This is a genomic window from Kitasatospora sp. NPDC004289 (assembly GCF_053602875.1).
This window is the reverse complement of sequence record NZ_JBSGEL010000007.1, coordinates 115,496-139,267: the sequence shown is the minus strand read 5'-3', so window position 1 is coordinate 139,267 and position 23,772 is coordinate 115,496. Positions and strand designations below refer to the sequence as shown.

General features: G+C 74.1%; 26 protein-coding genes. 10 read left to right on the top strand and 16 right to left on the bottom strand.

Features of this window, described 5'->3' with window-relative positions:
* Positions 1-38: 38 nt before the first annotated feature.
* From ACWEPF_RS06990 to ACWEPF_RS06975, 4 genes are all read right to left on the bottom strand, one after another.
* A complete protein-coding gene (locus ACWEPF_RS06990; RefSeq protein ID WP_345279128.1) occupies positions 39-449 on the bottom strand; it encodes a roadblock/LC7 domain-containing protein in 411 nt (136 codons plus the stop codon).
* Positions 446-2,872, bottom strand: a complete 2,427-nt coding sequence (locus ACWEPF_RS06985; RefSeq protein WP_452171737.1) for a sensor histidine kinase — start codon at positions 2,870-2,872, stop codon at positions 446-448. Before ACWEPF_RS06985 ends, ACWEPF_RS06990 begins: the two co-directional genes overlap by 4 nt.
* 26 nt (positions 2,873-2,898) lie before the next feature.
* On the bottom strand, positions 2,899-3,678 hold the full coding sequence (locus tag ACWEPF_RS06980) for an MHYT domain-containing protein (RefSeq protein ID WP_452171736.1): 780 nt from the start codon (positions 3,676-3,678) through the stop codon (positions 2,899-2,901).
* A gap of 164 nt (positions 3,679-3,842) precedes the next feature.
* The gene (locus ACWEPF_RS06975) at positions 3,843-5,219 is read right to left on the bottom strand and encodes a cytochrome P450 (RefSeq protein ID WP_449794631.1); all 1,377 of its coding nucleotides are present in this window, start codon (positions 5,217-5,219) and stop codon (positions 3,843-3,845) included.
* A gap of 192 nt (positions 5,220-5,411) precedes the next feature.
* Between ACWEPF_RS06975 and modA the strand changes: the two genes are divergently transcribed.
* From modA to ACWEPF_RS06960, 3 genes are all read left to right on the top strand, one after another.
* Entirely contained in the window at positions 5,412-6,212 is an 801-nt protein-coding gene (gene modA / locus ACWEPF_RS06970) for a molybdate ABC transporter substrate-binding protein (RefSeq protein ID WP_345279137.1), read from the top strand.
* Positions 6,209-7,030 (top strand): ABC transporter permease, encoded by an 822-nt coding sequence (locus tag ACWEPF_RS06965; RefSeq protein WP_345279139.1) that lies wholly within the window; start codon positions 6,209-6,211, stop codon positions 7,028-7,030. Before modA ends, ACWEPF_RS06965 begins: the two co-directional genes overlap by 4 nt.
* A 178-nt stretch (positions 7,031-7,208) precedes the next feature.
* Positions 7,209-8,282, top strand: a complete 1,074-nt coding sequence (locus tag ACWEPF_RS06960; RefSeq protein WP_452171735.1) for an ABC transporter ATP-binding protein — start codon at positions 7,209-7,211, stop codon at positions 8,280-8,282.
* Here the strand turns inward: ACWEPF_RS06960 and ACWEPF_RS06955 are convergent, their stop codons facing one another.
* From ACWEPF_RS06955 to ACWEPF_RS06945, 3 genes are read right to left on the bottom strand one after another with little or no spacing between them, the layout of a single operon-like run.
* Positions 8,283-9,341, bottom strand: a complete 1,059-nt coding sequence (locus ACWEPF_RS06955) for a hypothetical protein (RefSeq protein WP_452171734.1) — start codon at positions 9,339-9,341, stop codon at positions 8,283-8,285.
* A 57-nt stretch (positions 9,342-9,398) separates the two neighbouring features.
* Entirely contained in the window at positions 9,399-10,046 is a 648-nt protein-coding gene (locus tag ACWEPF_RS06950) for a response regulator (RefSeq protein ID WP_452171733.1), read from the bottom strand.
* A complete protein-coding gene (locus ACWEPF_RS06945; RefSeq protein WP_452171732.1) occupies positions 10,043-11,257 on the bottom strand; it encodes a sensor histidine kinase in 1,215 nt (404 codons plus the stop codon). Before ACWEPF_RS06945 ends, ACWEPF_RS06950 begins: the two co-directional genes overlap by 4 nt.
* A 133-nt stretch (positions 11,258-11,390) precedes the next feature.
* Between ACWEPF_RS06945 and ACWEPF_RS06940 the strand changes: the two genes are divergently transcribed.
* Positions 11,391-12,299, top strand: a complete 909-nt coding sequence (locus ACWEPF_RS06940; RefSeq protein WP_452171731.1) for an ABC transporter ATP-binding protein — start codon at positions 11,391-11,393, stop codon at positions 12,297-12,299.
* Positions 12,296-13,033, top strand: a complete 738-nt coding sequence (locus tag ACWEPF_RS06935) for an ABC transporter permease subunit (protein WP_452171730.1) — start codon at positions 12,296-12,298, stop codon at positions 13,031-13,033. Before ACWEPF_RS06940 ends, ACWEPF_RS06935 begins: the two co-directional genes overlap by 4 nt.
* Here ACWEPF_RS06935 and ACWEPF_RS06930 read toward each other — a convergent pair.
* Together ACWEPF_RS06930 and ACWEPF_RS06925 are read right to left on the bottom strand one after the other, a co-directional pair.
* On the bottom strand, positions 13,030-13,548 hold the full coding sequence (locus ACWEPF_RS06930) for a DUF3592 domain-containing protein (RefSeq protein WP_452171729.1): 519 nt from the start codon (positions 13,546-13,548) through the stop codon (positions 13,030-13,032). The two genes, ACWEPF_RS06935 and ACWEPF_RS06930, sit on opposite strands and share 4 nt — an antisense overlap.
* Positions 13,549-13,640: 92 nt before the next feature.
* Positions 13,641-14,357 carry an aminoacyl-tRNA hydrolase gene (locus tag ACWEPF_RS06925; protein WP_452171728.1) on the bottom strand — a complete coding sequence of 239 codons (717 nt, stop codon included), beginning with the start codon at positions 14,355-14,357 and terminating at the stop codon, positions 13,641-13,643.
* Between the two features lie 38 nt (positions 14,358-14,395).
* Here ACWEPF_RS06925 and ACWEPF_RS06920 point away from each other — a divergent pair, with 38 nt between their 5' ends.
* The gene (locus ACWEPF_RS06920; RefSeq protein ID WP_452171727.1) at positions 14,396-15,139 is read left to right on the top strand and encodes a hypothetical protein; all 744 of its coding nucleotides are present in this window, start codon (positions 14,396-14,398) and stop codon (positions 15,137-15,139) included.
* Positions 15,140-15,146: 7 nt separating this feature from the next.
* On the opposite strand, the gene ACWEPF_RS06915 is transcribed toward ACWEPF_RS06920, so the two are convergent.
* On the bottom strand, positions 15,147-16,076 hold the full coding sequence (locus ACWEPF_RS06915; protein ID WP_452171726.1) for a hypothetical protein: 930 nt from the start codon (positions 16,074-16,076) through the stop codon (positions 15,147-15,149).
* 73 nt (positions 16,077-16,149) lie between these two features.
* On the opposite strand from ACWEPF_RS06915, the gene ACWEPF_RS06910 reads away from it, so the two are divergent.
* Positions 16,150-16,521: a YbjQ family protein gene (locus ACWEPF_RS06910; protein WP_345279161.1), complete on the top strand. Its 372-nt coding sequence runs from the start codon at positions 16,150-16,152 to the stop codon at positions 16,519-16,521.
* 42 nt (positions 16,522-16,563) lie between these two features.
* Here ACWEPF_RS06910 and ACWEPF_RS06905 read toward each other — a convergent pair whose 3' ends face one another.
* Entirely contained in the window at positions 16,564-17,664 is a 1,101-nt protein-coding gene (locus ACWEPF_RS06905) for a M20 family metallopeptidase (protein ID WP_345279167.1), read from the bottom strand.
* Positions 17,665-17,741: 77 nt separating this feature from the next.
* On the opposite strand from ACWEPF_RS06905, the gene ACWEPF_RS06900 reads away from it, so the two are divergent.
* Positions 17,742-18,812 (top strand): FAD-dependent oxidoreductase, encoded by a 1,071-nt coding sequence (locus tag ACWEPF_RS06900; protein ID WP_452171725.1) that lies wholly within the window; start codon positions 17,742-17,744, stop codon positions 18,810-18,812.
* A gap of 25 nt (positions 18,813-18,837) precedes the next feature.
* On the opposite strand, the gene paaE is transcribed toward ACWEPF_RS06900, so the two are convergent.
* From paaE to paaA, 5 genes are read right to left on the bottom strand one after another with little or no spacing between them, the layout of a single operon-like run.
* Entirely contained in the window at positions 18,838-19,911 is a 1,074-nt protein-coding gene (gene paaE / locus ACWEPF_RS06895; RefSeq protein ID WP_452171724.1) for a 1,2-phenylacetyl-CoA epoxidase subunit PaaE, read from the bottom strand.
* A gap of 3 nt (positions 19,912-19,914) precedes the next feature.
* On the bottom strand, positions 19,915-20,421 hold the full coding sequence (gene paaD, locus ACWEPF_RS06890; RefSeq protein ID WP_452171723.1) for a 1,2-phenylacetyl-CoA epoxidase subunit PaaD: 507 nt from the start codon (positions 20,419-20,421) through the stop codon (positions 19,915-19,917).
* Entirely contained in the window at positions 20,415-21,296 is an 882-nt protein-coding gene (gene paaC / locus ACWEPF_RS06885; protein WP_452171722.1) for a 1,2-phenylacetyl-CoA epoxidase subunit PaaC, read from the bottom strand. The genes paaD and paaC overlap by 7 nt, the downstream gene beginning before the upstream one ends.
* Before the next feature lie 16 nt (positions 21,297-21,312).
* On the bottom strand, positions 21,313-21,600 hold the full coding sequence (gene paaB, locus ACWEPF_RS06880) for a 1,2-phenylacetyl-CoA epoxidase subunit PaaB (protein ID WP_345279177.1): 288 nt from the start codon (positions 21,598-21,600) through the stop codon (positions 21,313-21,315).
* Complete coding sequence (paaA, locus tag ACWEPF_RS06875) at positions 21,597-22,556, bottom strand: 1,2-phenylacetyl-CoA epoxidase subunit PaaA (RefSeq protein ID WP_452171721.1); 960 nt, start codon at positions 22,554-22,556, stop codon at positions 21,597-21,599. The genes paaB and paaA overlap by 4 nt, the downstream gene beginning before the upstream one ends.
* A gap of 277 nt (positions 22,557-22,833) precedes the next feature.
* Between paaA and ACWEPF_RS06870 the strand changes: the two genes are divergently transcribed.
* Positions 22,834-23,142 carry a hypothetical protein gene (locus ACWEPF_RS06870; RefSeq protein ID WP_452171720.1) on the top strand — a complete coding sequence of 103 codons (309 nt, stop codon included), beginning with the start codon at positions 22,834-22,836 and terminating at the stop codon, positions 23,140-23,142.
* Positions 23,143-23,187: 45 nt separating this feature from the next.
* Positions 23,188-23,754 carry a YdeI/OmpD-associated family protein gene (locus tag ACWEPF_RS06865; protein ID WP_452171719.1) on the top strand — a complete coding sequence of 189 codons (567 nt, stop codon included), beginning with the start codon at positions 23,188-23,190 and terminating at the stop codon, positions 23,752-23,754.
* Positions 23,755-23,772 lie beyond the last annotated feature (18 nt).

The following is a 23,772-nucleotide window of genomic DNA, read 5'->3' as shown; positions in this document are numbered from 1 at the left end:
GCCGTCCAGGTGGCGGCGCTGCGGGTAGAGCACCGTGCTCACCCGCCGACCGTCGAGCGCGGTGGTGTGTACAGGTGCTCGCCGACCTGACGGACCAGCCGGGCCATCTCGTAGGCGATCAGGCCGAGGTCGGCGTCGGCCCGGGCGAAGACGGCCAGGCAGGTGCCCTCCCCCGCGGCCGCCACGAAGAGGAATCCGTGCTCCAACTCGACCATGGTCTGCCGGACTTCACCTGCCTCGAAGTGCCGCCCGGCGCCCTTGGCCAGGCTGTGGAAGCCGGAGGCGACGGCGGCCAGGTGGTCACCGTCCTCCCGGTCGATCCCGGCCGAGCTGCCGATCGCCAGGCCGTCGGCGGAGAGCATCACGGCGAAGCGGACCTGCGGGACACGGGAGACCAGCTCGTCCAGCAGCCAGTCGAGCTCGCCTCTGCGGTGCGTGGTGCCGTTCATCGGAGCTCTCCCTCGGTCGGTCCGGACTGGGTGTACGGGTGCTGCGGAGCCGGTGGGGCCGGTGGGGACGACGGGCTGACGGTGCGTTGGGCCTTCCCGCGGGCCCAGCCCCGCTGGTAGGCGGACATCGCGGCCCTGGCCTCCTCCGGATTGCGCCCCGCCGGGCGGGGCGGCCGGGCCGCCGCCGGGGGCTGCTCCGGTGCCTGCCGCAGCTGCGGCACCAGGCTGGCCTGCCGCACCCGGCGCGGGAGTTCGTCGGGGTCGGTCACCACGGGCCGCCCCAGCGGCGGCACCCCGAGCGGGGGCACGACCGCCAGCGGCGCGGTGGGCGGGGGCACCTGAGCCGGCGGCACCGCGGCGGGCGGCCCGGCAGCGGCCGACACGGCGGCGGGCGGCACGACGGCCAGACCGGGGAGCTCCAGCGCCTCCGGCAGCTCCGTGTGCTCCAGCTGCTCCGACGAGGGTCCGCGCCCCGTTGCCCGCCAACCCTCCTCCTCCAGCAGTGCGTTGGGCAGCAGCACCACCGCCGTGGTCCCTCCGTACGCCGAGGGGCGCAGTGAGACCCGGACGTCCTGGCGCCGGGCCAGCTTGCTGACCACGAACAGGCCCAGCCGGTCGCTGTCGAAGAGGTCGACCTGCTCGGCGGCCTCGATCCGCCGGTTGGCCTCGGCCAGCGCCTCGGTGCCCATGCCCAGCCCGCGGTCCTCGATCTCCAGCGCGTAGCCGTTGCCGACCTGCTCTCCCCGCACGTGCACCTTGGTGTGCGGGGGCGAGAACCCGGTGGCGTTCTCGACCAGTTCGGCCAGCAGGTGCACCAGGTCCGCCACCGCCTGGCCGGCCACCGCGACCTTAGGCAGCCGGTGCACCTCCACCCGGGGGTACTCCTCCACCTCCGAGACGGCGGCCCGCACCACGTCCATCAGCGGCACCGGATTGCGCCAGCCCCGGCCCGGGGCCGCCCCGGAGAGGATGATCAGACCCTCCGCGTGGCGGCGCATCCGGGTGGTCAGGTGGTCGAGCCGGAACAGGTCGGCCAGCTCCGCAGGGTCCTCGGTGCGGCGCTCCATCGCGTCCAGCAGGGCGAGTTGACGGTGCACCAGCACCTGGCTGCGCCGGGCCAGGTTGACGAAGACCCCGGAGACCCCGGAGAGCACCTCCGCCCGCTCCACCGCCGCGGTGACGGCGGCCCGCTGGACCGAGCCGAGCGCGCCGTGCACCTGCCCGATCTCGTCCGCCCCGTGCGGGCGCTGCGGCGCCTCGCGCTCCACGTCGATCTCCTCACCGGCCCTCAGTCTGCGCATGGTGGCAGGGAGCTTGCGCCCGGCCAGCTCCAGCGCCGAGTTCCGCAGGGCGATCAGCTCGGTGACCAGGCCCCGTCCGATCTGCACCGAGATCAGCAGCGAGGCGACCACCGCGACCAGGCCGAGCAGCACCGCCGCGCCGGAGGCGGAGAACAGCCCGAGCGCGTACGGGCGGGCCTGCGCGGCGGCGGTGGCCCCGGCCTCGGTCTCCACGGTGCGCAGGGTGCGGGCCACGTTCCCGGCCGCCACCATCCACTGCTCGGCGCTGACCGCCTCGGCGGCCGAGCGGCCGTCCGGCGCGGCGCGCACCGCGTCCTCCTGGCGCAGCAGTTCGCGGTGGTCCGGGCCTCCCGTGACGGTCGCCAGCGCGGCCCGGTCGGCCGGGCGCAGGTCGCGCGCGGCGGTCTGCTGGAACAGCCGACGGGCGTACACGGCGGCCGCGAACTCGGCCCGCTGCTCCTCGGTGAGCGCCCCGGCCCGCTGACCGGTGCGGAGCAACGCGTCCTCCCGGGCCAGGAGTTCGCGCGAGCGGGCGAACTCCAGCAACACCCGGGCGGCCGAGCCGGCCCGGTGGTCCTGGAGCCCGCTGACGGCTCCGCCGACCTCCAGCGCCCGGTCGATCGCGGCGGTGTAGCCGGCGTAGGTCTCGTCCCAGCGGACCTCGCGGGAGAGCACCCGGCGGCGCAGCTCGGCCACCGCGGTGAGCGCGCGGCCCAGCTCGTCCAGCCGGCCGGCCGCCTCGGCACCGTAGCCCCGGGCGTCGGCCCGGTTGTAGGAGCCGCCGATCCCGAGCGGGGCGGCCGCCCGGTCGGTGGAGTCGGCGGCCTCCCGCAGGGTGGCCTCGCGGACGGCGCCCGGTGCGGCCAACTGCTGCCCGGCCGCGGCCCGTTCGGCCTGGAGGCCGCCGACGGTCGCGGCCACCGGCGTGAGCAGTTCGGCCTGCACCTGCTGGACCCGAAGCAGGTCGGCGACCTGCTGCGCGGTGGTGACGGTGGCGAAGGACCACAGGGCCATCACCGACACCACCGGGACCATCAGCAGGGCGACGATCCTGGCGCGTACCGTCCGCGGCTTCAGCCGCCGCCATCCGGGGCGGTCGGCCGGTCCGGCGTGGCTTCCCATCGAAAAGGACCCTCTCGGTAGCGGAACTAGACTTCCTCGATGGCCAGTTGGCCGGCTTCCCGGTACGCGGCACGCTCCTGCGCGGTCGGCGAGAGCGCCACGAAGGCCGAGGTCAGGAACAGGAACGAGCCGAGCCCGACCGCCAGCGGGAAGATGAACTGCATCGGCGTGGCGCCGCCCAACTCGACCCGCGAGGGCTCCAGTTCCACCTGGACGGCGGCCATCCCGGTGTAGTGCATCAGGCTCACCGCCACGCCCATCACCAGGGCGGCGGCGGCCGCCGCGTAGACGTTGCGGATGGTGACGGCGGCCCAGAGCGCCGCACTGGCCGCGCCGACCGCGATCAGCACCGAGAGCACCACCGTGCCGGCCTCGTACCGCAGGTGGCCGTGCATCCGCACCGCAGCCATCCCAAGGTAGTGCATGGCGGCCACGCCGAGGCCGGTGATCAGCCCGCCGAGCAGCAGCGCGCGCCCCCGGTGCCGGCCGTAGCCGACCACGAAGACCCCGATCCCGACCACCAGGACGGCGACCAGCAGGCTGAGCACGGTGAGCGGCACGTTGTACCGCAGCTCGGTGCCGTCCACGGCGAAGCCGAACATGGCCACGAAGTGCATGGTCCAGATGCCGGAGCCGATCGCGGCGGCGGCGGTGACCAGCCAGTTGCGCCGCGAGGCGCGGGCGGCGGGTGGAGCCTCCAGGGCGCGCAGGGTGCAGCGCAGGCCGAGAGCGGCTCCGATGCAGGCCATCGCGTAGGCGATGACCGGAGTCGGCCAGCCGAAGCCGAAGTGATCCAGGTGTGCCATCGAGCCCCCGTCCGATGCGGCGTCAGGTGCGGGACGCTACGCAGCGGTGGAAGGGGGCCACCAGAAGATGTGAAAAGCAGCCCACCGGGGGGCTCGCGTGTGCTGAACTGGCGTGCGCCCTGTGCGCCGGGCGCACGCCCTCCCGCTCAGCCGGGGTCCGTGCCTCAGCGGCGCTTCAGCCGCAGCCGGACCGGGCCGGCCGCTTCCAGGGTGATCCCGTGGGTCAGCGGCACCTCGTCGTCCAGCGCCTCGACCTCGAAGGTGCGCAGCAGCGACGCCAGACCGAGCACCGACTCCAGCATCGAGAAGTGCTGGCCGATGCAGGCCCGCGGTCCACCGCCGAACGGGAACCAGGCGTAGCGGTGCCGGGCGGCCTCCGCCTCGGGCGTGAAGCGCTCCGGGTCGAAGCGCTCCGGGTCCTCCCAGTGCTCCGGGTGCCGGTGGGTGACGTAGGGGGCGACCATCACGTTGGACCCGGCCGGGATCACCGTGCCGTCGATCACGGTCTCCGCCACCGACTGGCGGCCGACCACCGGAGCCGCCGGGTAGAGCCGCATCGCCTCCTTCAACACCATGGTCAGGTACGGGAGTTCGTTGTAGTCGGCGGCGGTCGGGCGGCGGCCGCCGGCCAGCAGGCCGTCCAGCTCCTCGTGCACCCGGGCCTGCACCTCGGGGTGGTGGCCCAGCAGGTGCAGGGTGAAGGTGAGCGAGGTGGCGGTGGTCTCGTGCCCGGCCAGCAGGAAGACCAGCACCTGCTCGCGCAGCTCGGTGGCGTCCAGCCGCTCGCCGTCCTCGCCGCGGGCCGCGGCCAGCAGGCCGAGCAGGTCGTCCGAGCCGGCCGCCGCGCCGCCGCGGGCCGCGATGATCGCGTCGCAGACCTCGTACAGCGCCCGCTCGGCGGCCATCGCCTCCCGGTTGGTCGGCGTCGGCCAGGTGCGCGGGATGCGCACCGGCTGGAATCCGCGCGCGGTGACGAAGTGGGCCAGGACGGGGAAGTTGGTCCGCACCGAGTCCAGCGCGGTCTCCACGTCGGCGCCGAACAGGATCCGGGAGACGGCGCGCAGGGCGAAGCGCGACATCTCGTCCACCGCGTCCACCGGGCCGGGCAGCCCGCCCCAGCGGTCCACCAGGGCCTCGGCCTCGATGCCGATGGCGTCCGCGTAGCCGTCCACCCGGCGGCGGGTGAAGAGCGGCTGGATCAGCCGCCGCTGGCGCTGGTAGTCGGTGTCCTGGGAGGTGAGCAGCCCGTTCCCGAAGCTGGCCCGGATCTCCTCGTAGAAGCTGTTCTCCTTGCGGAAGTTGGCCGCCTGGCCGGCCAGCACCTGCTGGGCGCCCTCCGGGGAGTAGACCCCGTAGAACTCGACCCGCAGCCCGGGCGGGCCGGCGGTGAGCCGGACCACGTCCCCGTACGCGCGGTGCGCGGCCAGGTACGTGCCCAGCGGGTCGCGCTTGAGGTCGAACATCGAACCGAGCAGCGGTAGGCCGGCCGGCCCCGGAACCTGTGTGGTCGGCAAAGGATCCCCCCTCGATGGAACAGGCATTCGTTCCCCACGCTAGCTGACGGAGTATCAGCCCAGATAGGGCACGCGTTCGGCCACGGAGGGTCGCCTGTCACTTCGCACATGCTCCCCACACGCCCCCTCGGGCCTGGCCCGTGCAATGAAACAGGGGATATTTCAGCCGCAGCTGCGGCACTATGATCGCCTCACCACATCATGAGGAGACTCGTTCACATGACCGTCACCGTCCGCCGCGCCGCCCTGGCCGCCACCGCCTTCGCCCTGGCCGCCGGGCTCACCGCGTGCAGCAGCTCCGGTTCCACGAGCTCCTCGCCCTCGGCCTCGGCCACCGGCCCCAAGCTCTCCGGCACCGTCACCGTCTTCGCCGCCGCCTCGCTCAAGGAGAGCTTCACCGAGCTCGGCAAGCGCTTCGAGACCGCGTACCCCGGCGTCAAGGTGACCTTCAACTTCGGCGGCTCCTCCGCCCTGGCCACCTCGATCACCTCGGGCGCCCCGGCCGACGTCTTCGCCGCCGCCTCCACCAAGACCATGAAGACCGTCACCGACGCCAAGGCCGCCGCCGACTCCAAGGTCTTCGTCCGCAACACGCTGGCCATCGCCGTCCCCAAGGGGAACCCGAAGCACATCGCCGGCCTCAAGGACCTGGCCGGCGGCGGTCTCAAGGTGGCGCTCTGCGCCAAGGAGGTGCCGTGCGGCGCCGCCGCCCTGGACGCCCTCAAGGCCGGCGGGGTCAACCTGACCCCCGTCACCCTGGAGCAGGACGTCAAGGGCGCGCTCACCAAGGTCGAGCTCGGCGAGGTGGACGCCTCCCTCGTGTACAAGACCGATGTCAAGGCCGATGCTGCCAAGATCGACGGTGTGGACTTCCCCGAGGCCGCCCAGGCCGTCAACGACTACCCGATCGCCGCGCTCGCCAAGGCCCCCAACCCCGACGGCGCCGCCGCCTTCACCGCCTACGTCCAGTCCGCCGACGCCCGCCGGGTGCTCACCGAGGCCGGTTTCCAGGCGCCGTGACACCTGCTCAGCCCCGCACCGGCCGCCGGGCGCGCCCCGCGCGACGCTCGCGGATCCCGTACGCACTGCTGCTTCCCGCACTGATCGGCCTCACCTTCCTGGTGCTGCCGCTGCTCGGGCTGTTGATCCGCGCTCCGTGGAGCGACATGCCCGAGCAGCTCACCAGCCCCGAGGTCTGGGAGGCGCTGCGGCTCTCGCTGCTCTGCGCGACGGCGGCGACGGGGCTCTCCCTGCTCTTCGGGGTCCCGCTCGCCTGGCTGCTCGCCCGGACGGAGTTCCCCGGACGGGGGCTGGTGCGGGCGCTGGTCACCCTGCCGCTGGTGCTTCCGCCGGTGGTCGGCGGCGTGGCGCTGCTCCTGGTGCTCGGCCGCAACGGCATCGTCGGGCGGTACCTGGACGCCTGGTTCGGCGTCACCCTGCCGTTCCACACCTCCGGGGTGGTGCTCGCCGAGGCCTTCGTGGCGATGCCCTTCCTGGTGATCAGCGTGGAGGGCGCGCTGCGGGCCGCCGACCCGCGCTACGAGGAGGCCGCCGCCACCCTGGGCGCCTCCCGGCTCACCGCCTTCCGGCGCGTCACCCTCCCGCTGATCGCCCCCGGCGTGGCGGCCGGCGCCGTCCTCGCCTGGGCCCGCGCGCTCGGCGAGTTCGGCGCCACCATCACCTTCGCGGGCAACTTCCCGGGCAAGACCCAGACCATGCCGCTCGCCGTCTACCTGGCCATGGAGTCCGAACCCGCGGCGGCCATCGCGCTGAGCCTGGTGCTGCTCGCCGTCTCGATCGCGGTGCTCGCCGGACTGCGCGGCCGGTGGATGTCGTGAGCAGGACCGGCGGGCGCACGGGCGAACGTGGTCACCCTGGGGGCGCGAGGAACTGCGCGCAGGGGAACGGCAGAACCTGCAACTGGCTCGCCTGCCCCGATCCCACACCGGGCCGCCTTCCGCTTCGCGCAGTTCCTCGCGCCCCCGGCGGCGTAGCCGATTCCGAAGAGGTCTCCCCGTGACGCTTGATGCCCATCTGATCGTCGAGCGGGCGCCGCAGGCGGGGCGGGCCGGGTTCCGGCTGGACCTCGAACTGGCCGCCGCGCCCGGCGAGGTCGTGGCGCTGCTCGGGCCCAACGGCGCCGGGAAGTCCACCGCCCTGCGGGCGCTCGCGGGGCTGCTGCCGCTGACGGGTGGTCACCTGTCACTGGACGGCGGCCCGCTGGAGGTCCCGGCCGAGGGGGTCCACACGCCCGCCGAGTCCCGGCCCGTCGGCGTGGTCTTCCAGGACTACCTGCTCTTCCCCCACCTCTCCGCCCTCGACAACGTCGCCTTCGGCCTCCGCTGCCAGGGCATGAACCGCCGCGCCTCCCGCGAGGCCGCCCTCCCCTGGCTGGAGCGGATGGGCCTGGCCGAGCACGCCCAGGCCCGCCCCGCCGGGCTCTCCGGCGGCCAGGCCCAGCGCGTCGCGCTCGCCCGCGCGCTCGCCGTCCACCCCCGGCTGCTCCTCCTGGACGAGCCGCTCGCCGCCCTGGACGCCCGGACCCGGCTGGACGTGCGGGCCCAGCTCCGGCGCCACCTGGCCGAGTTCGAGGCGGTGGCCGTGCTGGTCACCCACGATCCGCTGGACGCGATGGTGCTGGCCGACCGGCTCGTGGTGGTGGAGGAGGGGCGCGAGGTGCAGTCCGGCCCGCCGGCCGAGATCGCCCGGCGGCCCCGGACCGACTACATCGCCCGCCTGGTCGGCCTCAACCTCTACCAGGGCGAGGCCTCCGGACACACCGTCACCCTCCCCGGCGGCGGCCCGTCCCTGGTCACCAGCGACGAGCTCACCGGCCCGGCCTTCGTCGCCTTCCCGCCCTCCGCCGTGGAACTGCACCGCTCCCGGCCGGACTCCAGCGCCCGCAACGTCTGGCAGCTGGAGGTCACCGGCCTGGACCTGCACGGCGACCAGGTCCGGGCGGACCTGACCGGGCCGCTCGACCTGGCCGCCGACCTCACCCCGGCGGCGGCCGCCGAACTCGACCTGGCCCCGGGCACTCCGGTCTGGGCCACCGTCAAGGCGGCCCAGACCCACGCCTACCCGGCCTGATCAGCGCCGCCGCAGCCGCCGTCCGGCCACCACCAGACCGGCACCCACCAGCCCGAGCACCGACGCCCCCAGCACCGGCCGCTGCCACCCGAGGCCCGCTCCGGTGTCCGGCAGGCTCCCGCCACCGTCCGGCGGCACCGGGACCGGCGGGGCGCTGCTCCGCGTCGGGCTCGGCGCCGGTGTCACGGTCGGACTCGGCGTGGGAGTCGGGGTGGGAGTCGGCGTGGGGGTGGGAGTCGGCGTGGGGGTCGGCGTCGGGGTGGGGGTCGGCGTGGGTGTGGGAGTCGGCGTGGGGGTCGGGGTGGTGTTGTCCTTGCAGTGCGCGTGCACCTCGCCCAGCCGCATCGTGGTGATGTCCCCCTGGTACACCTGGGTCCCGCCGGTGTCGTTCAGCACCCCGCTGACCTGGATGTCCAGCCAGGCCTCCGCGTCGTACTGGCGGCTCTGGGTGGGCGGGTCCTGATGCGGCGTCACCACCACCGTCAGGGTGCTGGGACCGACGGTCGGCACCCCGAAGTCCGTCCCGGTGACGCTCAGCTGCGTGGTCCCGACCCCGACCCGCTGCCCGAGCACGGTGATCTGGGAGCCGTCCGTGCGGTTGTACGCCAACGCGTAGGGCCCGATCGGCGGCGGCACGCACTCCGCGTAGGAGTCGATCGACGCCACGCCGCTCTCGGCCGTGGACCGGATGGCCAGCAGCGGCCTGCTGTTGTGGGTCATCACCAGGTCGGTGAGCTGGGCCTGCCCGTAGATCTTGCTCTCGGCCGCGTCGGTCCGGCTGACCTGGGTGGCGATGGTCAGCTTGGTGAGCACCCCGTCGGGGTCGCTGAAGTCCCCGTTGTCGGTGTCGCCGATGGCCACGCTGTCCGCCGTGCCGTAGACGCCGCTGAAGGCGGTCATCCCGATCGGGTCCACCTTCTGCTGGGTCAGCTTCACCAGCTCCGAGGTGGCCAGCGCGTTCGGATCCACCGCCCGCGGCCCCACCGCCATCGAGGGCACCATCGCCAACGCACCCAGTGCCACCGCCGTACAACCCGCCACCGCGACCCGTCGTTTCATGGAGTCAGACATACCATCCCAAAACGCCCATACCCGGACCGCCGCGCACACCCACCCCTACCTGGGCACGAACCCCGACTCGTACGCCACGATCACCGCCTGCGTCCGGTCCCGCGCGCCGAGCTTCCCGAGCACGCTGCTGACGTGCGTCTTGACGGTCTGCACGCCCAGGAAGAGCCGCTCGGCGATCTCCCCGTTCGAGAGCCCCTGCGCCACCAGCCGCAGCACCTCCGCCTCACGCTCCGTCAGCCCGGCCCGGTCCAGCGCCTCCCGGGCGGGACGGTTGGCCCGCTCCCCCGCCAGCCGGCGGATCGCGGCCGGGAAGAGCAGCGACTCGCCCGCCGCCACCAGCCGGACCGCGTGCGCGATCTCGGCCGGCCGCGAGCGCTTGAGCAGGAAGCCGTCGGCGCCGGCCCGCAGCGCCTCGTAGACGTAGTCGTCGTTCTCGAAGGTGGTGACCACCAGGATCTTCGGGGCGTCCGCCCCGCCCGAGGCCAGGATCGCCCGGGTCGCGCTCAGCCCGTCCACCTCGGGCATCCGGACGTCCATCAGCACCACGTGCGGCCGCAGCGTGCGGGCCAGCACCATCGCCTCCGCGCCGTCCGCGGCCTCGCCGATCACCCGGAGGTCCCCCTGGGCCTCCAGTACGGCCCGCAGCCCGGCCCGCACCAGCTCCTCGTCGTCCACCAGCAGGATGTCGATCATGCCGACAACCGTAGCGGGAGCCGCACCGAGAGCACCCACTCCACCCCCTCCCACCCGGCGGCCGCCTCCCCGCCCAGCAGGGTCGCCCGCTCCCGGACGCCGCGCAGCCCCTTCCCCCCGCCCCTGCGGGAAGCACCCTCCGCCGACCGCCCGTTGGCGCTGCGGATGAGCAAGTCCCCGTCCTCGATGGCGAGTCGGAGGGTGATCGGCTGCCCGGGGGCATACTTGAGCGCGTTGGTGACGGCCTCCTGGACGATCCGGTACGACTCCCGGGAGAGCACCCCCGGCAGTTCTCCGGGCGCCACCGCGACCACCGCCACCACCGGGCTGCCGGCCGCCCGGGCGGTCTCGAACAGCCCCTCCAGCTGCTCCACCCCTGGCCGCTCCACCGCCGAGCCGTCCGCGCTGTCCCGCAGCAGCACCAGGGTGCGCTCCAGGTCGTCCATCGCCCGGCGGCCGGTCTCCTCGATCACCTCCAGCGCCTTCGCCACGAAGGCCGGATCGGCCACCTCCCGCGCCGCGCCCGCCTGGAGCACCGTCACGGTCAGCGCGTGCCCGATCGAGTCGTGCAACTCCCGTGCCAGCCGGTTGCGTTCCAGCAGCCGCTCGGCGCGCTGCTCCGCCTCGGCCAGCCGCTCCCCCGGAGAGGGGCCCAACAGCCGCACCGCCATGGCCAGTTGCACCCGACCGGCCAGCGAGACCAACCAGATCAGCGCGGCCAGCACCACCGGGACCACCAGCAGGTAGACCAACGGCGGCACGGCATCCGGCAGTTGCAGGCCGAACGGCTTCGGGTGCCGCCCCTCCGCCACGTACGAGACGGTGGAGACCGCGCCCGCCACCCCGAACAACGAGACGTAGCCCACCGGCAGGCCCAGCGCGGTCCGGCCCAGCAGCCAGGCCGCCGTCCGCCGACGGTCGACCCAGCCCACCGAGGAGGCGGTGCCGATCTCCTCCTCGCGCTCCGGCACCAGCAGCAGCCGGGCCTGAACGCCCTCGGCCCGCCGGACCGCCGGGATCAGCGCCACCAGCACCAGCAGCACGGAGACCAGCGCCGCCCACTTGGCGATCATCTCGGCCACCCCGACCCCGGGCTCGATCCCCGGGTAGACGAACAGCACCATCCCGGCGAAGATCATGCCGATCACCAGGTGCAGCCAGCGGGCGTAGGTGACCGGCGAGAACACCGGCGCGAAGATCGTCTTGAGCATCTGCCCATCGTGCCAGGCCCCTGCGGTCGGCGGCTCCCTCCCGGGAGGGAGGCCTTCCCCTCCCCGGCGGGATCCGCCCGTGCCCCGCCCCGGCTGGAATGGACCACGTCGGCAACTCCCCGAGGAGGCGAACGTGATCCAGGTCCAAGGCCTGAGCAAGACCTACGGACGGACCCGCGCCGTGGACGACCTCTCCTTCGAGGTCCGCCCCGGCTCGGTGACCGGCTTCCTCGGCCCGAACGGCGCCGGCAAGACCACCACCGTGCGGATGCTCCTCGGCCTCGACCGCCCCACCGCCGGCCGCGCCCTGGTGGACGGCCGCCCCTACGCCGAACTGACCGACCCGCTCCGCACCGTGGGCGCCCTGCTGGACGCCAACGCCGTGCACGGCGGCCGCACCGCCCGGGGCCACCTGCTCTGCCTCTCCCGCAGCAACGGCCTGGCGGACCGACGGGTGGCCGAGGTGCTGGAGCAGGTCGGCCTGGCCGAGGTGGCCCGGCGCCGGGTCCGCGGCTTCTCGCTCGGCATGCGCCAGCGGCTCGGCGTGGCAGCGGCCCTGCTCGGCGACCCGCCGGCCCTGCTGCTGGACGAGCCGGTCAACGGCCTCGACCCGGAGGGCATCCGGTGGATCCGCGAACTGCTGCGCGGCCTGGCCGCCGAGGGCCGCTCGGTGCTGGTCTCCTCGCACCTGATGACCGAGATGGCCCTGACGGCCGATCACCTGGTGGTCATCGGCCGTGGCCGCCTGCTGGCCGACTCCACCCTGGACGCCTTCATCGCCGAGCACGGCCGCCCCCGGCTGCGGGTGCGTGCCGTCGACCCGGAGAAGCTCGACCGCCTGATGGCCACCGTGTCCCTCACCGCGACCCAGGCCGAGGACGGCGGCTGGGAGGTCGACGGGGTGAGCGGCGAGGAGTTCGCCCGGTACGCCGCCGCGCACGGCGTCGTGCTCTACGAGATCGCGAGCCGTCAGGACTCGCTGGAGGAGGCCTTCATGCGGATGACCGCGGACAGCGTCGAGTACCGGGCGGTGGCGGCATGAGCACCACCACCCTCGTGCTGCGCTCCGAGTGGACCAAGCTCACCACCCTGGTCTCCCAGTGGTCCGCCCCGCTCGTCTCCGTCGTCCTCAGCGTCGGGATCACCCTCCTGGTGAACGTCAACTACTCGGACGACGGCTCGCTCACCGAGGACAAGGGCGTCGGCATCTTCTACGGCTTCAACTTCGGCCAGGTGCCGCTGGCCTGCCTCGGCATCCTGCTGATCGGCCAGGAGTTCAACTCCGGCACCATCCGCGCCTCGCTCACCGCCGTCCCCCGGCGCGGCCGCCTCTACGCCGCCAAGGCCCTGCTCGGCGCGGGCCTCGGCCTGCTGGTCGGCCTGCTGACCACCGGCGGCTCCATGCTCGCGGTCGCCGCGACCACCGGACTCGACCTCTCCGCCCCCGGCATGCTCCGCACCGCCGTGGCCGGGGTGCTCTACTGCCCGATGCTGGTGCTGATCTGCTTCGGCATCACGGCCTGCTTCCGCAACCTCAGCGCCGCCCTCGGCCTGCTCACCCCGCTGGTCTTCTTCGGCACCACCGCCCTGGCCGCCATCCCCGGCGTCCGGGTGGCCGCCCAGTACCTCCCCGACCGGGCCGGCCAGTACGCCTGGAAGCAGCAGCCCGACCCGCACATCGCCTTCGGCCACTGGACCGGCCTGCTCCTGATGGCCGCCTGGACCGTCCTGCTGCTCTGGCTCGGCCACCGCTCCCTGACCCGCAAGGACGTCTAACCGAGCCACGGCCAGGACGGCGACGCCGAGACGGAGGGCTGGACGGAGGGCAGATCCGGGTGGGAGTGGAAGTCGACCAGGCCGAAGCCGACCGCGGCGAACCACAGGCCCACACAGGCGAACGCCAGGGGAAAGGCGACGAACAGCACGGTACGGCCCGCCCCGCCGTACGGGTTCGCGTCCGTGACGGCCGCCTGCTGCGGATCCTCCGGGAGGTACCGGACCCGGACCCGGTCACCGAGCACCCGCGGAACGCCGGAGAGGTCCTCGAACCGGACGTCGCGACCCTCCAGGGTGCGGAAGCCGAGGATCACGTGCCGGACGCCCCGGCCCCCTCCGTTCCCACCGGGCTGGCTCACGTAGGTGTCCAGGCACCGGGCCTCCACCTCGGTACCGCGGGCCAGTGCCCTGCGTGCTCCCCGCACCCGCTTGAGCAGCACGAGGCAGAAGGTCACCCCCACTCCGGCGAACAGCAGACCGAGCACCCCGATGATCACAGTGCCGTCCTCGAACATCCACGTCCCCCGTCGGTCGTCCCACAAGACTCATCAGCGGAAGCAAGGATGTCCGGCGGGTCGGCGTGGTTCCACCGAATTCGAACGAGGCCCTACGGCCGGAAGGCCGGATGGTCGGCGACCACGGTGCAGGAGCCGGGGGCGATCTCGGTGAAGCCGGCGTCGCGGACCACCGGGAGGTGACCGTCCGTCAGGGCGGGCCAGTCCTCCTTCGACGCCGTGCGGACCACCAGCGGGAAGCCGGCCTCGGCCCACTCCTTGCGCTGCGCGCCGTCCAGCCGCCACCAGGCGAGCTGGGCGGCGTGGCCGGTCTGCGCCATGGTCTTGCCGGCGCTCATCTCCAGCTCCGGGTTGAGCCAGAGCACCGGCACCCCGTCCGGGGCCGGGCCCGGCTCCTCGGGATCGTCCAGGTCGGTGCCGGAGACCTGGAGCTTGGCCAGCTCCTTGGGCCAGCCGTCCAGCGGGATCGGCGGGTAGACCCGGACCTCGGCCTGACGGCCCGTCACGGTGATCCCCGGCAGCTCGTTCGCCTTGCGCCACTCGCCGCCGCGGGCCCGCCGCACCACCTTCCGGATCCGCGCGTCCTCCCAGGCGGCCACCCGCTCGGCCCACTCCCCCTCGGCCCCGGTCACCCGCTCGTCGGCCAGCAGGGTCAGCACCGCCCGCGCCGAGGTCTCCAGCGCGTCCGTCCGGGCCGGCGGGTCGGTCTTCTCCAGCTGGACGACCAACGGCAGCACGTACTGCGGGTTGGCGTCCCGGGGGTCCTCGACGGCGGGCGTGCTGGGCGCGGTGAAAGGAGAGCTGGTCACCCGTCGAGCTTAGATCGTCGGCGTGGCACCATGCTCCCGTGCTGCGGACACCCGACTACGAGGACGAACCCCTGACCCCGGGCGAGGACCTGCTCCTGCTCCCCGGCTTCTGGGCGGCCTACCTGCTCTGGCTCGCCGAGGGCGAGGAGCTCGATCCCGAGCCGGCCCTGTTCGGCGTCGACGGCGCGGACGTGGACGCCGCCGTCGAGGTGCTGCACGACCCGGCCGCCTGGCCGGTGATCCGACTGCCGCTCGCCGACGGCCACCGGCTGGTGATCGTCCACCGCAACTTCACCGACGACGAGGGCGTCGACTACCACCTCGACCACCCCGAATGGGACCGCCCGCTCCGGGTGACGAGCACCGAGGGCCACTACACCGGCCCCGGCCTCTCCTGGCGCGAACTCCTGCACCTCGCCCACCATCCCGGCGAGGGCCCCGGCGTCACCGACCCGCACGCCCGGCTGCTCCTGCTGCTGCCCGTCCTCGGCGACGCCGACCTCCCGCCGGACGCCGCGACCACCGTCGCCGAGGCCCTCACCGGCGTCGGCGTGCGGTCCGAGCAACTGCACGAACTGGCCGAGGCCCTGCTGGACCACCCGTTCTGGGACGGCCCGAGCTGGGTGACCGGCGAGGACGCGGTCTCCCCGCTCAGCGGTGCGACCACCACCCCGAGCCGGCTGCCGCGCTGCTCCGAGGAGCACAGCCCCCGACACGCCCGCCTCCCGCTGACCCCCGCCCAGGACGCCCGGCTCGCCGAGGCCCTGGGCGGCGGAGCCTGACGGAGGGTCAGCGGCGGTAGCCCCGGGTGGGGTCGCGCTCCTCGGCGTCCTCGTAGGTGAGGAACCAGCCCTCGGGGTGGGTGGCGGCCAGCAGGACGTCGGTGCGCTCGGTGGCGTCCAGCTCCGGGTCACCCTCGTCGGGGCCGTAGACGCCGAACAGCTCGTCGGCGCAGCCGTCCCAGTCGTAGTCGTAGAGGTCGACCGGGAGGTCACCCATCATGTCGGCCACGGCCTGGGGCTGGGCGCCGAGCAGTTCGCGGGCGTCCACCAGGGCGAGCCGGAGCGCCAGCTCCTCGGCCAGGTTGCGGGGCAGCGGCCACTCGCCGAGGGCCAGGTCGTCCGCGAGGTCGTCGAAGGCCCGGGCGAAGGCGCGGCGCCAGCTGCGGTGCAGCTGCCAGGTGCGCTGCGGCAGGCGGCCGAGCACCGCCCAGTCCGCCTCCTCCTCGTCGGTGACCGGGTCGTCCTCGTGCTCGTCCAGGTCGTCGTACGCGGCGTCGGCCAGGGTGATGAGTTGAGTGTGGATCAGGCAGGCGGTGCGCGGGGTGAGGGTCCAGTCCCCGGTGCCGCCGCCGTCCTCCTCGTCCAGGTCGAGCGGGAAGAGCTCGGCGAAGTCCGGCGCGAAGTCGTCGGTGACGGCGATCTCCAGGGTGCCGCCGATCGCCTCGACGCCGGGGATCGCGGCCACCAGCCGGTCGGGGTGGAGCAGCGCGCCGAGCGCCGCGTTGGGGTCCTCGGAGACCTCGCGCAGCAGTGCCTCCCGCTGCCCCTGCGGATCGATCCCGGTGAAGTGCAGCTCCTCGACGGCGGCCCGTGCGGCACGGCGCAACTGGTCCCAGTCGGTGATCCGGATGCCGAGCACCACCGTCGCTTCGATCTCCTGCGCGCCGGAGTCAGCCGCCGCGCCCGGCCCCTGTGGATGATCGCTTCGCTCGCCCATGGGACCAGGTTTACAGGCTGTGCCCGAGCGAGTCCACCTGCTTGGCCGGTCCCCGGGTTGCAGGATGGCAACCATGAGCAACCTCGAAGAGTTCGGCGGCGGGCAGGGCCCGGGCGCCGACGTGCTGGTGGTCACGACCAACGACGTCCCGGGCTTCCGGGTGGACCGGGTGATCGGGGAGGTGTTCGGCCTGACGGTGCGCAGCCGTCACATCGGAACGCAGATCGGCGCCTCGTTCAAGTCCATGCTGGGAGGGGAGTTGAAGGGGCTGACCAAGACCCTGGTGGAGTCCCGGAACCAGGCGATGGAGCGCCTGGTCGAGCAGACCCGGGCGCGCGGCGGGAACGCGGTGCTGATGATGCGCTTCGACGTCACCGAGGCGGCCGACCTCGGGACGGAGATCTGCGCGTACGGGACGGCCGTGGTGATCTCGCCGCTGCAGTGAGCGAAGGTCGGCGGGCGGCTCCGGTCGCCCGCCGACGGTCCGTCAGGTCTGCCGGATCGCCCCGACCAGGCCGGCCACCAGTTCGGCGCGCTCGACCATCGAGCCGACCAGCAGGTACTCGTCGTCGGAGTGGGCCCCGCCGCCGACCGCGCCCAGCCCGTCGAGGGTCGGGACGCCGAGCGCCGCGGTGTAGTTGCCGTCGCTGCCGCCGCCGACCGCGCGGCCCTCGACCCCGGGGAGCAGCTCCCGGGCCACCGCGAACAGCGAGGCGGAGGCGGACTCCGGCATCGGCGGCCGGCTGATCCCGCCCGAGACGGCGAGCTTCGCGCCCTCCACCCGCGGGGTCAGCGCCGCGAAGGCGGCCTCGACGCGCTCCTTCTCCTGTCGGCTCTCGACCCGGACGTCGACCAGGACGGTCGCGGAGGCGGGCACGACGTTCTCGGCGGTGCCGGCCTCGGCCACGGTCGGGGTGACGGTGGTGCCGAGCTCCGGGCGGCCGAACTCGGCGATGGCGAGCACCTGGTGGGCGGCCTCGATCAGCGCGTTGATCCCGGCCTCGGGCTCCAGCCCGGCGTGCGAGGCCCGCCCGGTGACGGTGACGTGGAAGCCGCCGGTGCCCTTGCGGGCGGTCTTCAGCCCGCCGCCGTCGGCCGCGCCCTCGAAGACCAGCACCGCGCCGCAGGCCAGCGCCCGCTCCTCGATCAGCGCCCGCGAGCTGCGGGAGCCGACCTCCTCGTCCGCGGTCACCAGGATCTCGACGCCCGCCAGGTCGTCCAGTGCGGCCAGCCCGTGCACCGCCTGGACCAGGCCGCCGAGCATGTCGAAGACCCCCGGCCCGGTGACCCGCCCGTCCGCGACCGTGAACGGGCGGCGCTCCAGGGTGCCGAGCGGGAAGACGGTGTCGTGGTGACCGAGGACCAGCACCCGGGGCTCGCCGCCGCCGGACCAGTGGACGTGCGGCAGCCCGTCCAGCTCGACGATCGCGGCCCGCCCGCCCAGGCGCCGCTCGATCACCTCGGCGACCACGTGGGCCGAGGCCTTCAGTGCGGTGGGGTCGTCCGAGGGGGATTCGGTCGTGATGAGCCTCTCGAGGTCTTCGAGCATGGCGTCGACACTCGGGGGAACGGCCTTGCGCATCGTCATGCCCCGAGACTAGTCGGGGTGGGGAACAGCTCTCCCCCCGGTGATGTTTCACCACCGTGACTGTTTACGGTGAAACGATGGTGGACGTCGACGTCGTGGTGATCGGGGCCGGCCAGGCGGGCCTGTCCGCCGCCTACCACCTGCGCCGACGCGGCTTCGCCCCGTACACCGGCTTCGTGGTGCTGGACGCGGACGCCACCCCGGGCGGCGCCTGGGCCCACCGCTCCCCCTCGCTGCGGATGGCCACCGTGCACGGCTTCCACGACCTGCCCGACTTCGAGCTGCCGGAGCCCGACCCGAGCGCGCCGGCCCGCGAGGTGGTGCCGGGCTACTTCGCGGCGTACGAGGCCAGTCACGCCCTGCCGGTGGTCCGGCCGGTCAAGGTCTCCTCGGTCGAGCCGCTGCCCGACGGGCGGCTGCTGGTGAGCAGCGACGCCGGGCAGTGGCGGGCCCGGGCGCTGGTGAACGCCACCGGCACCTGGACCAGGCCCTTCCTGCCCTTCTACCCCGGGCACTTCACGGGCCGTCAGCTGCACTACGCGGACTACCGGGGGCCGGAGGAGTTCGCCGGGAAGCGGGTGCTGGTGGTCGGCGGCGGCGCCTCGGCGATCCAGGTCCTCTCGGAGGTGGCCGCCGTCGGCGAGACGGTCTGGGTGACGCGGCGTGAGCCGGAGTACCGGGACGGGCCGTTCACCCCCGAGTCCGGCCGGGCCGCCGTCGCCCTGGTCGAGCAGCGCGTCCGGGAGGGCCTGCCGGTGCGCAGCGTGGTCAGCGTCACCGGCCTCGGCCCCTCGGTCGCATACCGCCGCGCCGAGGAGCTGGGAGCCCTGCACCGGCGCCCGATGTTCGACCGCCTCACCGAGCACGGCGTGGCCTGGGGCGAGCGGGAGGAGCGCTTCGACGCCATCGTCTGGGCCACCGGCTTCCGTGCCGAGACCGCCCACCTCGCCCCGCTCCACCTGCGCACCCCGGCCGGCGGCATCCGCCTCACCGGCACCCGTGCCACCGACGACCCCCGCATCCACCTGCTCGGCTACGGCCCCTCCGCCTCCACCGTCGGAGCCAACCGGGCCGGCCGGGCCGCCGCGAACGACCTGGTCACCCTCCTCGGCGACCCGAACGAACGCGAGCCCGCCCCGGCCCGGTGAGCGACGGCCGTCCCGGCGTTCCGGGTCAGCGGTCGAAGTCGACCGTCACCTTGTCGGAGACGGGGCGGGCCTGGCAGGTCAGGACGTAGCCGGCGGCGAGCTCCTTCTCCTCCAGGGCGAAGTTGCGGCGCATGGTGGTCTCGCCCTCGGTGACCAGGGCGCGGCAGGTGCCGCAGACGCCGCCCTTGCAGGCGAACGGGAGGTCGGGGCGGGCGCGCTGGGCGCCGTCCAGGATCGAGCGGTCGCGCGGGAGGGAGAGGGTGCCGGAGCGGCCGTCCAGGATGACGGTGACCTCGGCGGCGTCGGCGTCGACGGCCTCCTCCTCGGCCCGCTCGGCGAGCGGCTCGTCCTCGGCGTGGAAGAGCTCCTGGTGGACCCGCTCGGCCGGGACGCCCAGCTCGTGCAGCAGCTCCTTGGCGCCGATCACCATGCCGTACGGGCCGCAGAGCCACCAGTGGTCCACCTCGGGGGCGTCCACCAGAGCGGTCAGCAGGGCCCGGACCCGCTCCGGGTCGAGCCGGCCGCTGAGCAGCTCGGCGTCGCGGCTCTCCCGGGAGAGCACGTGCACCAGCTGGAGGCGGTCGAGGTGACGGTCCTTCAGGTCGGCCAGCTCGTCGGCGAACATCACCGTGTCGCTGCGCCGGTTGCCGTAGACCAGCACCACCCGTGACACGCCGTCGGCCAGCACCGAGGCGGCGATCGAGAGCATCGGGGTGATGCCGGAGCCCGCCGCCAGCAGCACGTGGGTGCCGGGCACCGAGAGGTCGGGGGTGAACAGGCCGACCGGCGGCAGCACCTCCACCTCGGTGCCCACGCCCGCCTCCCGGACCAGCCAGCGGGAGAACAGCCCGCCCGGCACCTCGCGGACCGCGATCCGCAGCGCTCCCCCGGCGGGGGCGCAGATCGAGTACGAGCGCCGCTCGTCCACCCCGTCCACGATCCGACGGACCGTCAGGGTCTGGCCGGGGCGGAAGGCGTACTCCTCGGCGAGCTCCGGCGGCACCTCGAAGGTGACCGCGACGGCGTCCTCGCAGAGCTGCTCCGACGCGGCGATCCGCAGCGAGTGGAAGGCCAGGCGGCGCGGGGCGGTGGTGGTCACGGGTCAGATCTCCTTGATCCGTTCGAAGGGCTCCCGGCAGTCGCGGCAGCGCCAGAGCGCCTTGCAGGAGGTGGAGCCGAAGCGGGACAGCTCCTCCGTCTCCCGGCTGCCGCACTGCGGGCAGAGCACCGCGAGCCTGGTCCGCCCGAGGGTGAGGGCGAGCGGCCCGGGGGACGCGGCGGCGACGGCGTGCGGCGGGGCGATCCCGGCGGCGGCCAGCTTGGCCCGGCCGGCCTCGGTGATCAGGTCGCTGGACCACGGCGGGTCCAGCCGCAGCCGCACGTCCACCTCCCGGTACCCGGCGGCCCGCAGCCGGCCCGCCACGTCGGCGGCCATCTCGGCCACCGCCGGGCAGCCGGAGTAGGTCGGGGTGAGCCAGGCGGTGACGGCGTCGCCGCGCTGCTCGACCTCGGCCAGCACGCCGAGGTCGGCCAGGGTCAGCATCGGCAGCTCCGGGTCGGGCACCTCGGCGGCGACCTCCAGAGCGGGCCGCAGGGTCGTGGTCACCACGTCGCCCCCGGGTGCGCCCTGGCCACCACCTGGAGCTCGGCGAGCATCAGGCCGAGCGCCTCGGTGTGCACGCCGTCCCGCCCGGCCCGGCCGCCGACCCGGGCCATCGGCGCGGCCTCCGGCAGCTCCAGCCCCGCCGCGGCCAGCACCTCCGCCAGCGTGGCCAGCACCGGCTCGCGCAGCTCGGCGACGTCCACCCCGAGCGCCAGCTCCACCCGGTGCGGCGTGAACAGCTCGTCCAGCAGCGGCCAGACCGCCGTCAGACCGGCCCGCATCCGCTCGGCGGAGTACGCGGTGCCGTCGCCGAGCCGGAGCGTCCAGGCGGCGGCGTACTCGCGGTGGTAGGCCAGCTCCTTGACTCCCCGGGCCGCGACCGCCGCGAGCACCGGGTCGGCGTGGCCGGCCAGCCGCTCGAAGAGGGCCAGGCGGGCGGTGGAGAACAGCAGCAGCCGGGCCACGGTGTGCGCGAAGTCGCCGTTGGGGACCTCGACCAGGCGCACGTTGCGGAACTGGTGGTCCTCGCGCCAGTACGCCAGGTCGTCCTCGGTCCGCTCGGTGCCGTCCAACTGGCCGGAGCGGGTCAGCAGTTGGCGGGCCTGGCCGAGCAGGTCGAGGCCGAGGTTGGCCAGCGCCACCTCCTCCTCCAGCTCGGGCGCCCGGGTGCACCACTCGATCAGCCGCTGGGCCAGGACCAGCGCGTCGTCGCCGAGCATCAGGCAGAACTCGGCCAGGGCGGCCGGGTCGACCCCCGCCGGGACGGCGCGGTCCACCCCGAGCAGCGGGTCGGAGAAGCCGGTGCCGTACGCCCAGCGGGCCTCGCCCTCCGGGCCGTGGTCCGCCTCGGCGAGGGACAGGTACACGTGGTCGTCGCTCATGAGAGGTGCTCCCCCGTCAGATGTGCGGGACATCCTCGGGGATGTCGTAGAAGGTCGGGTGGCGGTAGACCTTGTCGCCGCTGGGGGCGAAGAACGGGTCCTGCTCGTCCGGGGTGGAGGCGGTGATCGCGCTCGACGGCACCACCCAGAGGCTGACGCCCTCGTTCCGCCGGGTGTAGAGGTCGCGGGCGGCGAGCAGCGCCATCCGGTCGTCGGCGGCGTGCAGCGAGCCGACGTGCACGTGGTTCAGGCCCCGCCGGGGGCGGACGAACACCTCGTACAGCGGCCAGTCGGCCTTGCTCATGCCTCGTTCTCCTTCTGCTTCGCCCGCTGCTTGGCCGCGTGGGCCAGGGCGGCCTCGCGGACCCAGGCGCCGTCCTCGTGGGCGGCCCGGCGGCGCTCGACCCGCTGCGCGTTGCACGGGCCCTGACCCTTGATCACCTGCTTGAGCTCGGACCAGTCCGGCTCGCCGAAGTCCCAGCCGCCGCGCTCCTCGTTCCACGCCAGCGCCGGGTCGGGGAGGGTGACGCCGAGGTGCTGCGCCTGGGGCACCGTCATGTCGACGAAGCGCTGCCGCAGTTCGTCGTTGGTGTGGCGCTTGATCCGCCACTCCATGGACTGCGCGGTGTTCGGCGAGTCGCCGTCCGGCGGGCCGAACATCATCAGCGACGGCCACCACCAGCGGTCCACCGCGTCCTGCACCATGGCGCGCTGGCCCTCGGTGCCGCGCATCATCGTCATCAGCAGCTCGTAGCCCTGCCGCTGGTGGAAGGACTCCTCCTTGCAGACCCGCACCATCGCCCGGGCGTACGGCCCGTAGCTGCACCGGCAGAGCGGCACCTGGTTGCAGATCGCCGCGCCGTCCACCAGCCAGCCGATCACGCCGACGTCGGCGAAGGTCAGCGTCGGGTAGTTGAAGATCGAGCTGTACTTCTGCCGCCCGCTGATCAGCTTCTCGGTCAGCTCGGCCCGGTCCACCCCGAGGGTCTCCGCCGCCGCGTACAGGTACAGCCCGTGGCCCGCCTCGTCCTGGGCCTTGGCCAGCAGGATCGCCTTCCGGCGCAGCGAGGGGGCCCTGGTCAGCCAGTTCCCCTCGGGCTGCATGCCGATGATCTCGGAGTGCGCGTGCTGCGCGATCTGCCGCACCAGCGTCGCCCGGTACGCCTCCGGCATCCAGTCCCTCGGCTCGATCCGCTGGTCCGCCGCCACCACGGCCTCGAACCGCCCCGCCAAGGCCTCACCCGCATCGGCCACCGTCACCGCAACCCACCTCCCGACTGACCGTTCGGTCGGTACCAGTGTGCAGCCCACCCGCCTCCCCTGACAAGGGCGGCCCGCCGCAGCCTCCGACCGGGCTGTCGGAGGCGCTGTCCGTGGGCGGCGCTACGGTGCTGTGCATCCGCCGGACGGAGCGCCCTCGGGGCTCGCGGCCACGGGGGGTGGGGGCAGTCCCGGCCACGGCTCGGACTCCGTCGACACCGCGACCCACCCCCCGCACCTCCGGTGAGACGGGCCCGGCCGGTGCGACCATGCGGGCATGCGCGCCGGTGACTGGACGACCGAACGGGAGCTGCGGATCGTCCAGGAGTGCCTGGACGCCGCGGTGCACGGGCCGTTCTTCGAGGACTGGGAGTTCCAGACCCTGACGGGGTGGACCAGGGAGGAGATCGCGGCGATCGCCGATGCCTGGCCCGGCGAGGTGGACGAGGAGGCGGTCCAGAGCGTGCTGGGCAATCTCACGGGGTACCCGCACGGCCGCCCCCTCGCGTGGCGCCGCCTCATCTCCGCCACCCCGGAGGAGGTCGGGCGGCTGGACGACGCCTGGCGGGCCGTCGGCGACACGTGACCGGCGGCCTGACGGGGTGTCGGGGCGGGTGGTTAGCCTGGGGGGATGGAGCAGCTGGACGGGGTCGAGGTCATCGCTTTCGCGGACGGGGCGGCGTTCGAGGGGTGGCTGACGGAGCATCACGGGCGGGCGGACGGGGTGTGGGTGAAGGTCGCGAAGAAGGGGGCCGGGGTCCCGTCCGTGACGGAGCAGGAGCTGGTGGACGTCGGGCTGTGCTGGGGGTGGGTGTCGGGGCAGCGGCGGTCACTGGACGGGCAGTGGTACCTCCAGCGGTACGTGCCGCGGCGGCCCCGCAGCCTCTGGTCGCTGGTGAACGTGGAGAAGGTCGCCGAGCTGACCGCCGCCGGGCGGATGCGCGAGCCGGGGCTGGCCGAGGTGCGGCGGGCCCAGCAGGACGGCCGCTGGGCGGGGGCGTACCCGCCGGCCAGCACCGCCGCCGTCCCGCCCGAGCTGGCGGCGGCGCTGGCGGAGGATCCGGCGGCGGCCGCCGCGTTCGAGGGGCTGGATCGGACGGCCCGCTACCAGCTGATGCTGCCGCTGCTCCAGGCCCTCACCCCGAAGAGCCGGGCGAGCCGGCTGGAGCGGGCGCTGCGGCAGCTCGGCGCGGGCTGACCGAACCGGCCCCGGCCC

Excerpts from the sequence above, each read along its gene's own strand:
- ACWEPF_RS06990 (WP_345279128.1), bottom strand. The coding sequence starts at position 449 with ATGAACGGCACCACGCACCGCAGAGGCGAGCTCGACTGGCTGCTGGAC.
- ACWEPF_RS06955 (WP_452171734.1), bottom strand. The coding sequence starts at position 9,341 with ATGAAACGACGGGTCGCGGTGGCGGGTTGTACGGCGGTGGCACTGGGT.
- ACWEPF_RS06985 (WP_452171737.1), bottom strand. The coding sequence starts at position 2,872 with ATGGGAAGCCACGCCGGACCGGCCGACCGCCCCGGATGGCGGCGGCTG.
- ACWEPF_RS06980 (WP_452171736.1), bottom strand. The coding sequence starts at position 3,678 with ATGGCACACCTGGATCACTTCGGCTTCGGCTGGCCGACTCCGGTCATC.
- ACWEPF_RS06870 (WP_452171720.1), top strand. The coding sequence starts at position 22,834 with ATGCGCGCCGGTGACTGGACGACCGAACGGGAGCTGCGGATCGTCCAG.
- ACWEPF_RS06975 (WP_449794631.1), bottom strand. The coding sequence starts at position 5,219 with ATGCCTGTTCCATCGAGGGGGGATCCTTTGCCGACCACACAGGTTCCG.
- paaB (WP_345279177.1), bottom strand. The coding sequence starts at position 21,600 with ATGAGCAAGGCCGACTGGCCGCTGTACGAGGTGTTCGTCCGCCCCCGG.
- ACWEPF_RS06900 (WP_452171725.1), top strand. The coding sequence starts at position 17,742 with ATGGTGGACGTCGACGTCGTGGTGATCGGGGCCGGCCAGGCGGGCCTG.
- ACWEPF_RS06935 (WP_452171730.1), top strand. The coding sequence starts at position 12,296 with ATGAGCACCACCACCCTCGTGCTGCGCTCCGAGTGGACCAAGCTCACC.
- ACWEPF_RS06945 (WP_452171732.1), bottom strand. The coding sequence starts at position 11,257 with ATGCTCAAGACGATCTTCGCGCCGGTGTTCTCGCCGGTCACCTACGCC.
- ACWEPF_RS06915 (WP_452171726.1), bottom strand. The coding sequence starts at position 16,076 with ATGGGCGAGCGAAGCGATCATCCACAGGGGCCGGGCGCGGCGGCTGAC.
- modA (WP_345279137.1), top strand. The coding sequence starts at position 5,412 with ATGACCGTCACCGTCCGCCGCGCCGCCCTGGCCGCCACCGCCTTCGCC.
- ACWEPF_RS06930 (WP_452171729.1), bottom strand. The coding sequence starts at position 13,548 with ATGTTCGAGGACGGCACTGTGATCATCGGGGTGCTCGGTCTGCTGTTC.
- ACWEPF_RS06910 (WP_345279161.1), top strand. The coding sequence starts at position 16,150 with ATGAGCAACCTCGAAGAGTTCGGCGGCGGGCAGGGCCCGGGCGCCGAC.
- paaC (WP_452171722.1), bottom strand. The coding sequence starts at position 21,296 with ATGAGCGACGACCACGTGTACCTGTCCCTCGCCGAGGCGGACCACGGC.
- ACWEPF_RS06905 (WP_345279167.1), bottom strand. The coding sequence starts at position 17,664 with ATGACGATGCGCAAGGCCGTTCCCCCGAGTGTCGACGCCATGCTCGAA.
- ACWEPF_RS06865 (WP_452171719.1), top strand. The coding sequence starts at position 23,188 with ATGGAGCAGCTGGACGGGGTCGAGGTCATCGCTTTCGCGGACGGGGCG.
- ACWEPF_RS06950 (WP_452171733.1), bottom strand. The coding sequence starts at position 10,046 with ATGATCGACATCCTGCTGGTGGACGACGAGGAGCTGGTGCGGGCCGGG.